The organism is Halochromatium sp. NSM3 (genome assembly GCF_059621085.1).
Window position 1 is genome coordinate 1 of sequence record NZ_JCAQIA010000033.1, and the last position, 13,517, is coordinate 13,517.

8 protein-coding genes, 1 pseudogene and 1 CRISPR repeat array are annotated in these 13,517 nt (G+C 65.1%); of the genes and pseudogenes, 4 read left to right on the forward strand and 5 right to left on the reverse strand.

The window, feature by feature from the left end; translation table 11 throughout:
* Positions 1–71: 71 nt before the first annotated feature.
* A CRISPR array of direct repeats spans positions 72–389; the repeat unit is 36 nt; unit sequence GTCCGAACCTAGACCCGATCTAAAGGGGATTAAGAC.
* A 485-nt stretch (positions 390–874) separates the two neighbouring features.
* A pseudogene (locus AC54T3_RS13270) lies at positions 875–1,174 on the reverse strand (DNA-binding protein); the annotation flags it as partial.
* A gap of 373 nt (positions 1,175–1,547) precedes the next feature.
* Between AC54T3_RS13270 and AC54T3_RS13275 the strand changes: the two are divergent.
* Genes AC54T3_RS13275 through AC54T3_RS13285 form a run of 3 tightly spaced genes read left to right on the forward strand, consistent with a single transcriptional unit; the run spans position 1,548 to position 2,451 of the window.
* Positions 1,548–1,886, forward strand: coding sequence for a toxin-antitoxin system TumE family protein (locus tag AC54T3_RS13275; RefSeq protein WP_496625440.1), 339 nt, complete (start codon positions 1,548–1,550; stop codon positions 1,884–1,886).
* Entirely contained in the window at positions 1,883–2,218 is a 336-nt protein-coding gene (locus AC54T3_RS13280) for an HVO_A0114 family putative DNA-binding protein (RefSeq protein WP_496625441.1), read from the forward strand. The genes AC54T3_RS13275 and AC54T3_RS13280 overlap by 4 nt, the downstream gene beginning before the upstream one ends.
* Positions 2,215–2,451, forward strand: a complete 237-nt coding sequence (locus AC54T3_RS13285) for a hypothetical protein (RefSeq protein WP_496625442.1) — start codon at positions 2,215–2,217, stop codon at positions 2,449–2,451. Before AC54T3_RS13280 ends, AC54T3_RS13285 begins: the two co-directional genes overlap by 4 nt.
* A 387-nt stretch (positions 2,452–2,838) precedes the next feature.
* Here the strand turns inward: AC54T3_RS13285 and hrpA are convergent, their stop codons facing one another.
* A complete protein-coding gene (gene hrpA / locus AC54T3_RS13290) occupies positions 2,839–6,990 on the reverse strand; it encodes an ATP-dependent RNA helicase HrpA (RefSeq protein ID WP_496625444.1) in 4,152 nt (1,383 codons plus the stop codon).
* Between the two features lie 220 nt (positions 6,991–7,210).
* Positions 7,211–7,591: a hypothetical protein gene (locus AC54T3_RS13295; RefSeq protein ID WP_496625446.1), complete on the reverse strand. Its 381-nt coding sequence runs from the start codon at positions 7,589–7,591 to the stop codon at positions 7,211–7,213.
* Between AC54T3_RS13295 and AC54T3_RS13300 the strand changes: the two genes are divergently transcribed.
* On the forward strand, positions 7,590–8,474 hold the full coding sequence (locus AC54T3_RS13300) for a TauD/TfdA family dioxygenase (RefSeq protein WP_496625447.1): 885 nt from the start codon (positions 7,590–7,592) through the stop codon (positions 8,472–8,474). The genes AC54T3_RS13295 and AC54T3_RS13300 overlap by 2 nt on opposite strands.
* 111 nt (positions 8,475–8,585) lie before the next feature.
* Here the strand turns inward: AC54T3_RS13300 and AC54T3_RS13305 are convergent, their stop codons facing one another.
* Positions 8,586–9,611 (reverse strand): hypothetical protein, encoded by a 1,026-nt coding sequence (locus tag AC54T3_RS13305; RefSeq protein ID WP_496625449.1) that lies wholly within the window; start codon positions 9,609–9,611, stop codon positions 8,586–8,588.
* A 120-nt stretch (positions 9,612–9,731) separates the two neighbouring features.
* Positions 9,732–13,388 carry a DNA polymerase III subunit alpha gene (dnaE, locus tag AC54T3_RS13310; RefSeq protein ID WP_496625451.1) on the reverse strand — a complete coding sequence of 1,219 codons (3,657 nt, stop codon included), beginning with the start codon at positions 13,386–13,388 and terminating at the stop codon, positions 9,732–9,734.
* Positions 13,389–13,517: the final 129 nt, after the last annotated feature.

Genomic DNA, 13,517 nt, shown 5'->3' on the forward strand with positions numbered 1-13,517 from the left:
TTGTGACCACCTACACCCTCTAAAAATGGGTTTTAGACCATCTTTTTGGCTAGGCTCACGTTTTGATTGCGGTCCGAACCTAGACCCGATCTAAAGGGGATTAAGACTTATTAGCCGACCGAAACTTGAACAATAGCCGTCGTCCGAACCTAGACCCGATCTAAAGGGGATTAAGACGTGCTTTGAACTGGCCATTAATGGCTTGTTTTGGGGTCCGAACCTAGACCCGATCTAAAGGGGATTAAGACCTGCGACTAGTGTTTTGGTCATGATCTTATACCCGGTCCGAACCTAGACCCGATCTAAAGGGGATTAAGACATTGCGGCTTTACTGCCCTGTCGTTTTGGATTTGGTCCGAACCTAGACCCGATCTAAAGGGGATTAAGACGCGGCAGAACCTGTCTGCTGCTCCTGCTTCAAACGCGCCTGCAGCGCCTCCAACCGCTCGCGCGCCACCTGCTCCGCCTGCTGCGCCTGATCCCGCTGCGCCACCGCCATCTGTTCCCGGACCCGCACCTCAGCCAACGCCTTCGCACCCTCGGCAACCTCCCCGCGCAAGCGCTCCACCTCCCCGCGCGCCACGCCCAGCTCGACCTCGGCCTGCATCGCTTGGCGCTGCTGCTCGGCGAGTGCCTGGCTCAGCTCCTGCCCCCGCTGCTCACTCGCGCGCGCTTGGGTCTCCAGCCGCTGTGTGAGCCCATCGCGCTCGGCGCGGACCTCCTCGATCATGCGCACATAGTGCTGCTCCTGACCGGCCCAGACTTCGCGCTCACGCGCCTGCTCAATCCTGAGTTCCTCGACCAACACCCGCCCCTGCGCGACCTGCTGGCGAAGCCCCTCGCGCTCGGCATCATGACGGGCCTGCTGCGCTTGGAGCGCCTGCTCATGGGCACGCTGGGACGCCTTCTGCTCCTCGCGCGCCTGATCACGCTCGCTGCGCAGCGTCTCGATCAGCGCCTGCAGGGCCTCGGGCATGCCTGCCGGCAAGGCGTGGCCTTGGAGCTGGTTGCGGATCTCATCGATGACCTGGTCGCGGTATTTGAGCACGGTGCTCTTGGAGCCGCGCTGCAACCGTGCGCGCAGCCGGTCGGCGCTGGGTGCTTCGCAGGCGCTGAGGCAGGCATAGACGGCCTGGCGGACGTCATCGGGGGTGATAGGCGGTTGGCGAGTCATGGAACCGATGCCTGATGAATGGCCGTGCCCTGGCGCTGATGGCCCGTTTTGGCTGGGCTGAGGCTCACGATCATACCGTACATCGGGACGTAGTATGTACCGAAACGGTACAGTTAAACCCAAGATCGCAACAGAATCCCCCCTCTGTTGCGATCTTGGCCCAAACGCTCGTTTTCGCCGTGAGCAGACCCCGTGGGGCCGTGGAACATCCCGGGGCAGCGACCGCGATAACGCGGCCACATGGCTGGAAAAGGCTTTAGAAGCAGCATAGTAAGAACAGCGCGAACGCCCCGGTCAAAACTGTGGAACGTTTCGCGGGCAGAATGCCGATGCGAGCGCGTGGCATCGAGCGCAGGCAAGCGAGCGCTGACGGTTGGCGCTGCTGACAACAGCGTTCAATGATGGCAAAATCGCCAACATGCCTGCTGAGTTCATCACCCGCTTCAAGGATGTCACCCCGGAGGGTGGGATCATCGAGCTGGTGGTGTGGCGGCTGCCGGCGCCGATTCCGCCCTGCACGCATCCCGACACGTATCGGGCCGTGTTCGCGATGGGCGGGCAACGGATGATCGGCTTCGATAACGAGCGCGGAAAGGGGGATCACTGCCACGTTGGTGGGCACGAGCGACCTTACCAGTTCACCGGTGTGGATCAGTTGGTCGAGGATTTCATCGCGGAGGTGCAACGATGGCGAACCGAACGCTCAGAGTGACACTCAATCCTGACTGGCAATCCGCGCTGCGAGCAGCCGGGCGCGCGGCACAGCAGGACAGCTATCAAGGAGAGACGCTGAATGTCGAGACGCCGGCGCTCCTGTTTGCCCGCTTGACTGAACGCCGCTGGGCACTCGTCGAAACGCTTATGGGCGCGGGCGAACTGAGCATCCGCGCGCTTGCGCGTCGGGTCTCGCGGGATGTGAAGCGCGTGCATGAGGATGTGACCGCGCTGACCGAGCTGGGTCTGGTGGAGCGCACCGCCAGCGGCGGCGTGCTGTGCCCGTTTACCGATATCCATGTCGATCTGCGGCTGCATCAGGCCGCATGAGGCCTGAGCCAGCGGCCAACGCAGGGCGCATCGTCGCCGCCGACGCGTCTGCCGCGTCCGACCTCCCCGCCCCCATCGACTGGCTCCCCTGGTGCCTCAGCGACTCAGCGGATACCTCACCGCATCCCGGCGCCCTGCCCCCGATTCCCGCTGGCGGCGCCGGCTGGCTGATCGCCCCCGAGCGCGGCCATCTGGCCGATTGCGCGAGCGATCTGCAGGCGGTCAGTCGCTGACTGGCCCGTCAGAAGGACAACCCGCTCACGCTTGAGGCCTACCGCCACGAGATCGAGCGCTTCCTGCTCTGGCTGGGCCTGGAGCGCGGTAAGGCGCTGTCGGAGGCGACCGGCGAGGACATCAGTCTGTTCGACGATCTGCTGCAATACCCCGAGCGCTGGCCGCAGTGGTACGGCTCGCCCAAGCCGCGTCACGATCCGGCCAGAAAGGACGCATGTGCTGAGAGCGATTCACAGCGCTGGCGAACGACAGACGACAGAAGCACGATCGGCACGCCAGATCGGCTTGCTTGACCAGGGGATGTTCGGGATATAGACCAGCCCGAAGACCTCGGCGATCAGGGCGCTGACATGAGTGAGTCAGGCTACCTCTCAGTATAAACTGACCTATAATCCCAGTTCACGCCAACGCCGTTCGAAACGCTTGACCGACACCGGATAAGCGGTACCCAACTGCTGCGCGAAGAACGAGACGCGCAGCTCTTCGAGCATCCACCGCATCTCGTCGAGCCGCTCGTCGGCGCGCCCAGCGGCCTGCGCGGTGGTTGCCCGCTCGCGCCAGCGTTCGAGTAACGGGGACAACTCCTGCATGCGCTCACGATCGCGGGTCGCGGCCTGCGGCAGCTTCTCGGCACGCTGCTCCAGTGCTTGTAGATAGCGCGGATAGTCGCGCAGATGCGCGAACGGCACCTGCACCAGGAAGCCGCGATAGACCAGGCTGTCGAGATGCGCCCGCATGTCGAGCACCGAGGGCATCCACTGCATCTGAGTGATCCCCGCCAGGCGCTTGCGCAGCGACTGATAGCGGCCGAGGAGTGTCGCAGCCAGACCGCACACCTCTTGCGCGACCGGCGACAGGCGCGGCTTGTGGGCGCTCAGGCGCTGCTCGAAGCTGGCCTGATCGCGGATCGGCGGCTGGCCTTCGGTGAAGGTCAGGTCGAGGATCAGGGCCAACAGCTCATCGGCGAGATCGCTGCCAGCGGATGCTGCACTGCCAGCATGCGCCCCACGGTCAGCCTGCGTTCCAGCGCCAGCGCGCGCCGCCGCCTCGGGCGTCACCGGCGGCGCCGAGAGCAGCGCGCCAGCCGCCAAGGGTGCCTGCTCGGGCGCCTTCGCGTATTGCAGCCGCATGCGGTCGATACCGCCCTCGCGCGCGCAGAGTTCGCGCCGCAGCCCGCGCAGATCGCCGCCCAGCGCGAGCATGATCAGCCGCCGGAGCCCGGCACGCATGGCGAGCGCGGCGCTCTGCTCGGAATCCAGCACCCGCACTGCCACCGCATGGCCCTGATCGACCAACGCCGGCCAGCCGCGCAGCCGAATCCCGGCGCGATCCAGATCCAGATGCTCGGGCAGGTCGCCGAAGTCCCAGCGCTTGAGGCCATCGCGCTCGATCGGGTGATGTCGCTGATCAGCGCCTTGGCTGTCGCTCCGAGCGCCGCTCCGGTCCCGCCCTTGGCTTCGGCCCTGGTCCCGACTCTGGCTCCGACCCGCGCCGCGATCCTCGCCCCGACCAACGGGATCACTTTCCAACTCACCGCCCAGCTCACCCCCGGCATGACGCCGCTTGAGCCGCAGCAGATCATCATCGAGCGCCAGCGTGCGTCCATCCGTCTCCACCAGCCGCACCTTCATGCGCAGATACGGCGGCAGCGCGCTGTCGTCCCAGGCATCCTCGGGCACCTGCACGGCGGTCAGTGCCTTCAGTTCCTCGGCCACCGCGCGCACCAGCGGTCGGTCCGATGGGGTCAGCCGGGCCGCGACCTGCGCCGCTGTGTCCGGCACCGGCACGAAGGCGCGGCGCAGCGGTTTCGGCAGACCGCGCAGCAGTGCCGTGATGCGCTCTTCGAGCAACCCCGGCACCAGCCATTGCAGGCGCTCCGGCGAGACCTGATTGATCAGCAACCGGGGCAGCACCAGGGTGATGCCATCGGCCTCGTGGCCCGGCTCGAAGCGGTATTCCAACGGCAGCTCGGTGGCACCGATGCGGAGGTGATTCGGGAACTGTTCGACGGTGATCGCGCGCGCGTCGTGCTGCATCACCTGTTCGAGGTCCATGTGCAGCAGCTTGGGCTGCTTCTGGGTGGCCTTGCGCAGCCAGCGCTCGAACTGCGGCTTGGAGTAGATGCCGGACGGGACGCGCTCCTGATAAAAGGTGTAGATACCCTCCTCGTCGACCAGGATGTCGCGCCGGCGCGACTTGGCCTCGAGCTGATGGACGTCATCGATCAGCGCCTGATTGTGCCGCCAGAACGGCGCCCGAGTCTCGAAGTCGCCCTCGACCAGCGCCGCGCGCAGGAACACCTCGCGCGCCTCGGTCGAGTTGATCGGCCCATAGTTCACGCGGCGGCGGCTGAACAGGGTGAGGCCATAGAGGGTGACGGTCTCGAACGCGGCGACCTGCCCGGCGCGCGACTGCCAGTGCGGCTCCGAGTAGCTGCGCTTGAGCAGATGACTGCCGGCGCGCTCGATCCAGGCCGGTTGCACCTTGGCGCAGATGCGCCCGTAGTCGCGCGTGGTCTCGACCCGCTCGGCGCAGACGATCCACTTCGGCGTGGTCGCGAACAGCGCCGAGCTGGGATGGATATAGAAACGTCCGCCGCGCGCGCCCTGATACTCGCGCTGCTCGTCCTTGCGGCCGATGGTGCTGAGCAGGCCGGTCAGCAGCGCGCGATGAATCTCCTCGAAAGTGCCCTCGGCCTGAGGTTTGTTTGGGTTCTCGGGCTGGTTCTTGCGCTCGCGCTTGCCTGGCGTCTTGCCCGCGTTCTCAGGCGGGCGCGCAGGCGGGCTCTCGCGATAGCCCATCTCGGCCATCAGCTCGTGCAATTGGCTCTGGGTGTCGCGCCACTCCTGCACTCGTGTCCAGGACAGGAAATGCTGTTTGCACAGGCGCTGGAATTTGCGCCGCGTGAGATGCCGGCGTTCCTTGTCCAGGAATGCCCAGAGGTTGAGAAAACTCAGGAAATCCGAGTCCGCATGGCGGAAGGTGGCATGGATCTCATCGGCTGCCTGCTGCTGCTCGAGCGGGCGCTCGCGCGGGTCCTGCACGGCCAGCGCCGAGGCGATGATGGTCAGCTCGCGCAGGCAGTGGTGTTCGGCGCCGGCGAGCAGCATGCGGCCGATGCGCGGGTCAACCGGCAGGCGCGCGAGCTGCTTGCCGATCGCGGTGAGCTGGCCCTCGCCGTCGATCGCGGCCAGCTCTTCGAGCGTCCGATAGCCATCGGAGATCAGCCGTGAATCGGGCGGATCGACGAACGGAAAGCGCTCGATCTCGCCGAAGCCGAGCTGTTTCATCTGCAGGATGACCGCAGCCAGATTCGAGCGCCGGATCTCGGGCTCGGTGTGCTCGGCGCGGGCGGCGAAGTTGTCCTCGTCGTAGAGGCGGATGCAGACGCCGGAGGCGACCCGCCCGCAGCGGCCCTTGCGCTGATCCGCCGAGGCCTGCGAGATGCGCTCCACCGGCAGGCGCTGCACCTTGCTGCGATGGCTGTAGCGACTGATGCGCGCAAAGCCGGGATCGACCACGTAGTGGATGCCCGGCACGGTCAGCGAGGTCTCGGCGACGTTGGTGGCCAGCACCACCCGGCGCCAGCCGTGCGGCTGGAACACCCGCGCCTGCTCGGCCGGCCCTTGGCGGGCGAACAACGGCAGGATCTCGGTCGAGGGCGGATGCTGCTTGCGCAGGGTCTCGGCGGTCTCGCGGATCTCGCGCTCGCCGGAGAGGAACACCAACACGTCGCCGGGCCCGACCCGCGCCAGCTCGCCGACCGCCGAGGAGATCGCCTGCTGCATCGCCTCGTCGCGCTCGCCGGCATGCGCCTCCTCGGGCGGGCGGTAGCGAACCTCGACCGGATAGGTGCGCCCGGAGATCTCGATGATCGGCGCGCCTGCGCCATCGCCTGTGCGACCGTCAGCGGCGAAGTGCTTGGAGAAGCGCTGCGGGTCGATGGTGGCCGAGGTGATGATCAGCTTCAGATCAGGCCGTTTGGGTAGCAGCTGCTTCAGGTAGCCGAGCAGAAAATCGATGTTGAGGCTGCGCTCATGGGCCTCGTCGATGATCAGGGTGTCGTACTCGTTGAGATAGCGGTCGCGCTGGATTTCGGCGAGCAGGATGCCATCGGTCATCAACTTGACCGACGTCTCTGGGCGCACCCGATCATGGAAGCGCACCTTGTAGCCGACCGTGCTGCCGAGTTCGGTACCTAGTTCGGTGGCGACCCGACTCGCTAGGCTGCGAGCGGCGATGCGGCGCGGCTGGGTGTGACCGATGCGGCCAAAGACACCACGGCCAAGCTCGAGGCAGAGCTTCGGCAGTTGGGTCGATTTGCCCGAGCCAGTCTCGCCACAGAGCACGATGACCTGATGCTCGCGCAGCAAGGCGGCGATCTCGTCGCGGCGCTCGCTGACCGGTAGCTCAGGTGGAAACGGGATCTGGCTCGGGATAGCGGCGCGGCGGGCGTCGACGCGCTCACGCGACTGGTTGATCGCGCGCGTCAGATCGTGCCAGGGGTCGCGATCGGCGGCCGATCTCGAACTGGGCACCACAGCATCCGAACCTGGCGCTGCAGCAGATTCTGAAAGGAGGGATGACGCCGTCGCGGACTCAGCTCGCTTTAGCGCGCGCTTGAGGCGATAGCGATCCTTGAGGAGACATTGGGCAATAGCTGCCAGTGCATCGTGGCGGCGCGTAGACAAGGCACTCTCTTAAAACAGTCTAACGCTCAGCATCAGCGGCGACGCGTAGCGACGCCCCTGCATGCTGTTATTTTTCAGGCACTTCAAACAGATACCTCGTTTGCAAATACCTTTTCCATAACTTGATCTCACTGTCCCCGCTGAGGCAATTAATGTACTGCTCGAAAGTGAGTCCACGAACGCTTTCCTGTGCAGATTTTTCCAGATGGCTTCGATACTTCTTCAGCGCGTGAGTGAAGTGCTCGTTCCCTGCTGGGTATAGCGTCACGGACACGAACCTTGCGATGTCCTTTTGCCTCAACATCGCCAATCCGAGAAGATGGTTCCTCCAGAGTTGTCTGAGGTTGTCCTTGGCCAACTCGTCGCCCCCTCCGCTGACAAGAAGATAGCCTGATTCTGCCCTGAGTATAAAGGCTCCGCAGGTCATTTCCGTACGCAGTAAAACCATGCCTGATCTCGATAACCTACTGACCCTCGACCACCCCGACGACTATGCACGCTGGCGCGACCAGAAGCTCGACCAAGCGCCGCAACGGCTCGAAGAGCTGATCGTCGAGGTGCGCGATCCAAGACAGCTTAGCGATGCCGAGCGCGATGCCATTCTCGATCGGTGTCGCCGCGCCAACATGGCCGTCTATGTCACGCCGCTCGCGGACGACCCCGATAAGGCCATCCCGCGCCGGCTCGGCGAGCAGCTCGGGCTCGGCCCGCTCGATCAGAATCCGGGCGCTGACGAGGATGCCGTGACCTCGTTGAGCGTGCGCTCGGATGCCTTTCATCGCGGCTATATCCCCTATACCGATCGCCCCATCGCCTGGCATACCGATGGCTACTATAACGCCCCGCAGCGCCAAATCAGCGCCTTCATCCTGCACTGCGTTCGGCCCGCAGCCGCTGGTGGGATCAATGGGCTGATCGATCCCGAGATGCTCTATATCCGCTTGCGCGAGCGCGATCCCGCCCATATCCGCGCCCTGACGAGCCCAACCGCGATGACCATTCCGCCCAATGTCGTCGATGGCGTCGAACTCAGACCGGCCAGCATTGGTCCGGTGTTTCGCCCCGGCGAGCGCGGGCATTTGGCGCTGCGCTATACCGATCGGCGCCGCAACATCCAGTGGCAGGACGATGCCGCGACTCAGGCTGCCGTCGCCGCTATCCGCGATCTCCTCGATGACCCGTTGACACCGCGCTTTGAGGCCCGACTCGCTCCTGGCGAGGGGCTGGTCTGCAACAACGTGCTGCACAATCGTAGCCGTTTTGAAGACGGCGCCGATCAGGCTCGGCTGCTCTACCGGGCCCGCTATTACCGCCGCATTGCCGAGACCTAGACAAGCGCCACGGCCAGCGACCTGCCTTGCCCAATGCAAAACGCCACGGCCCCGTCTCCAGGGCCGTGGCATTGCGACAGCGGGCAACGCCCGCTTGGGCGTTCGTGTGTCCTAGCGTTGGCTGGCCGTTGGACGTGGCGGCATCGGCGAGAACTGCGGCCCCCAGGTCGGAATCGGACGGCTGGGCATCAACTTACGCTGCTCGACCGGCGGCGTAAAGGTGCCGGGGATTCGCTGCGCAGGCAGCTGGGCTTCTGGCAGCGAAGGCGCTTTCTCGGATGCGGCTGTCTCTTCGGTAGCCGGTTCAGTGCTCTCGGTAGCCGAGGGCGCTGCCTCGTCGACCGATTCTGATTCGGCCAATGCTGGCTCAGCGGTTGCCGCCGATTTCTCGGCAGCAGCCTCTTCAGCCGCCGGTGCAGCTTCCGCAGCCTCCGACGCGGCTTCTTCTTCAGCAGGCGCCGCAGCGGTCTCGGCAGCCGGAGCCTCATCGGCTGCCATCGGCGCTTCATCAGTCGTCGAGTCGGTTGCTGTCTCTTCGCTAGCGGCAGTCTCTTCGCTAGCGGCAGCCGTATCGTCCTCGGTCGATGCCACCGCAGGCTCGCTAGACTCCTCCGTGGCAGGGGCTTCCGCCGGTGCCTCAGCGGTCTCGGCCTCAGCCTCAGCCTTGTCCTCGGCCACGGCTGGCTCGGCTTCCGCTGCTGACTCCGCCGTAGCGTCCTCATCAGCCGCAGCCTCCTCTTCGGTGGCTGCCGCATCCGCAGACACATCAGCGGTATCACTCGGCTCGGTGGCGGCCGTGTCGTCAGACACCGCTTCCGCCGCAGGCGCCTCAGCCGCCGAATCAGCGTCGGCGGCCGCCGACGTCTGTGCATCGGACTCAGCCGCCTTGAGGCCAGCAGCCTCGGGTTCGGCGGCCTCGGGCTCAGCCTTCTTGACCTGCACGCTGCCAACCGGGGCGAGATTCGCCGAGATGGCCGCAGGCGGGAGCTGGCCGTCGCCGGAGCCATCATCGGTAAAGATGAGGTAGGCAGTACCAACAACTAGGAACACGGCAACGGCCTTGACCGATAACATGCCGAGGTCTTGAGTCTTCAGGGTCTCCGACATGGAACCGGGACCGGACGTTTTCTCACTCACTGAAATCTTCCTCTTCGCGCAAGTTCGCACCGCACAGGGGGCAGGTCAAAACCGTGTAGAGACTGCCTGAATCCGCGCTCGGGTTCAAGGTGCAACCACATTGACAGCAGAGAATCTTTATCACGCCACCGCTCGAGGGCGCGCCGTGTCCGCCTCCGCCGCCGATTCCCAGGGGGTTTGCGGTGATGGCCGAGACGCGGCGCCGCGTCCGATCCGCGAACGCTGATAGACTACCTCAACAGCCGTGCTAGCGCCGAGCAGTTGCCGCAAACGCTTCAGCAACGCGTCGCTGGGATCCACCCTCCAGTACAGGCTCGGCCGCAAGCACATCGAGGCCCCTGGGCACTGATACTCGATTTGCATCGGCAACCCGGCCTCAAGGCGATGGCCCTCGAGCAGGGTCGCCAGCGCTTGCACCTTCCTCGCTCCGTCCGCATGCGCGGCTGGATCGTTCAGGTCGAGCCTCAGCAGCAGATGATCGCCGAGGCGCGCGCGCGCCTCGGCCAGGGTGCGCACCTCGCTCGCGGTAAGGGTCCAGCCATTGGTGAAGTTGTCCGGGCGCAGACTGCCGGTCACGGCGATGATCGCATCCGGCACCAGCAGATGCCGGATCTGCTCGTAGAGTTCCGGGAAGACGGTCACCTCGATCCGACCGGTGCGATCGTCGAGCGTCACCGTCGCCATGCGACCGCGCGCGGTCTTGTTGGCGCGGATCGCCATGATCAGGCCCATCAGCGTGCGCTGTTCGCGATCCTGCCCCCAAGCGGAGCCGGATATCCCCTGCGCGTTCTCGAGCAGCCGGCCGATGCGCTGCGAGACCATCGCATTTAGTTCGGCCTCGTAGCGGTTGATCGGATGCCCGGTCAGATAGAGCCCGAGGGTTTCCTTCTCGCCCCGCAGGCGCTCGTCGTCGTCCCAATCCGGCCAGGTCTGGGCGGCGATCTGCGGGTCCGGCGCCGCCGCTCTGGATGGACCCGCAGTGGCCTGATCCGGCGTCGGCGCCAGCGCGCCAAACAGGTCGCTCTGACCGGCCGCCGCCTGCGCGTGATGCTGCTCGGCGAGCTTGAGCGCCAATGGCAGCCGGTTGATCAGCGTGGCGCGATTCTCGCCGAGCCCATCCAGCGCCCCGGCGCGCACCAGCGCCTCGAGCACGCGCTTGTTCGCTTTCTGCGGATCGATGCGGCGACAGAAGGCCCAAAGATCCTCGAACGCGCCGCCTTGCCGGCGTGTATCGAGCATCGAGTCGATCGCCGACTCGCCCACGCCTTTGATCGCACCGAGACCGTAGACCACGGTTTCGTCGCCGTCGGTGGTGAACATCCGATCGGAACGGTTGATCTTCGGCGGCTCGACCTTGAGCCCCATGTCGCGACACTCGTCGATCAGGGTTACCACCTTATCGGTGTTGTCCATATCGGCCGAGAGCACCGCAGCCATGAAAGCGGCTGGATAATGGGCCTTGAGCCAGAGGGTCTGGTACGACACCAGGGCGTAAGCGGCGGAATGACTGCGATTAAAGCCATAACCCGCGAACTTCTCCATCAGATCAAAGATGTAGGTCGCGATCTTCGGGTCGACGCCACGCTCGGCCGCACCCTGTTCGAAGATCGCGCGCTGCTTCTCCATCTCCTCGACCTTCTTCTTGCCCATCGCGCGGCGCAACAGGTCCGCGCCACCGAGCGAGTAGCCGGCCAGCACCTGAGCGATCTGCATCACCTGCTCTTGGTACAGGATGACGCCATAGGTGGGTTTGAGGATCGGCTCTAGGTCGGGATGCGGATAGGCGACATCGGCGCGGCCATGCTTGCGGTCGATGAAGTCATCGACCATGCCCGATTGCAGCGGGCCGGGCCGGAACAGCGCCACCAGCGCGGTCATGTCCTCGAAGCTGTCCGGCTGCAGCTTGCGGATCAGTTCCTTCATGCCGCGCGACTCGAGCTGGAACACCGCCGTGGTCTGGCAAGTCTTGATCAGCTTGAAGGCGTCGGCGTCGTGCGGATCGATCAGATTGATATCGAGCGGTTCCTCGCCCCGGGCCTGGCGCTCGACATTGATGGTCTTCAACGCCCAATCGATGATGGTCAGGGTGCGCAGACCAAGGAAATCGAACTTGACCAGCCCGACCTGCTCGACATCGTCCTTGTCGTACTGGGTGACCAGATCATTGCCACCCTGCTCGCAATAGAGCGGCGCGAAATCGGTGAGCTTGGTCGGTGCGATGACCACGCCGCCGGCATGCTTGCCGGCGTTGCGGGCGATGCCCTCGAGCTTGCGCGCCATGTCGATGATGCCGGTGACGGCCTCATCGTCCTTGTAGGCGGCGGCCAGGTCCGGGCTCTCCTCCAGCGCCTTGTCGAGCGTCATCTTCAGCTCGAACGGCACCATCTTAGCGATCTTGTCGACGAAGCCGTAGGGATGCCCGAGCACCCGGCCGACATCGCGCACCACCGCCTTGGCCGCCATGGTGCCAAAGGTGATGATCTGCGAGACCGCCTCGCGCCCATACTTGCGCGCGACATACTCGATGACCTCGTCGCGGCGATCCATGCAGAAGTCGACATCGAAGTCGGGCATCGAGACGCGCTCGGGATTGAGGAAGCGCTCGAACAGCAGTTCGTGCTCGATCGGGTCTAGATCGGTGATCTTCAGCGCATAAGCCACCAGCGAGCCGGCGCCGGAACCGCGCCCAGGACCAACCGGGATGCTGTGGTCCTTGGCCCAGCGGATGAAGTCGGCGACGATCAGAAAGTAGCCCGGAAAGCCCATCTGGCAGATCACATCCAGCTCGCGCTGGAGGCGCTCGTCATAGACGCGGCGCTGCTCGGCGAACGCCGGCGCGTCACGATCGAAGGTCCGCTCCAGGCGCCACTCCAGCCCGGCGCGCGCCTCAGCGGCGAGATGCTCGGCGATGCTGCGTCCCTCGGGCACCGGCGAATCGGGCAGGAAGGTCTCGCCCAGGCGCAGATTCAGGTTGCAGCGCTTGGCGATCTCGACGCTGTTCTCGAGGGCCTCGGGAAGATCGGCGAACAGCTCGGCCATCTCCTCGGGCGTGCGCAGATACTGCTGCGGACTGTGGCGACGCAGCCGGCGCGGATCATCCAGCGTATGGCCGCTGTTGATGCACACGCGCACCTCATGGGCATCGAAGTCATCGGCGGCGAGGAAGGCAACGTCATTGGTCGCCACCACCGGCACGTCCTTTGCCAGTGCCAGCTCGACGCTGGCCTCGACACAGCGCTCCTCGTCCGCGCGTCCAGTCCGGATCAGCTCGAGATAATAGCGGTCGCCAAAGGCCGCCAGCCAGTCATCGAGCAGCGCCTCGGCCTCGGCCCGGTAACCGCTGAGCAAGGCGCGCTGCACATCGCCGCCGGTGCCGCCGGACAGCGCGATCAGCCCATCGGCGGAAGCCAGCACCCAGTCGCGCTCGACCTGCGCGATGCCGTGCTGTTGGCCCTCGGTGTAGGCGCGCGAGATCAGCCGCGTCAGCGCCGTGTAACCGGCCGCGTGCTGAACCAGTAGCACCAGCCGGTGTGGCTTGGTCGGATCGGCCGGATTGCGCACCGCCAGCTCGCTGCCGGCGATGGGTTTGATGCCAGCGGCCAGCGCGGCCTTGTAAAAGCGCACCAGACAAAAGAGATTGGTATGGTCGGTCACCGCCACCGCTGGCATGCTGCGGTCGACGGCCGTCTTCGTCAGCGGCTTGATCCGCACCAGGCCATCGATGAGCGAGTACTCCGAGTGCAGATGCAGATGGACGAAACGGGGCTGCGACGGCAAGGTGCGCTCCAAGGGTCAGCGGGACGACAGGACGGCCTAGTCTAGCGATTCGCTCCGGCGGTGTCGCCGACCGACCACACCAAGATTGCACAATCGCACAGCCCAAACTGCATACTAATTGATCTATAG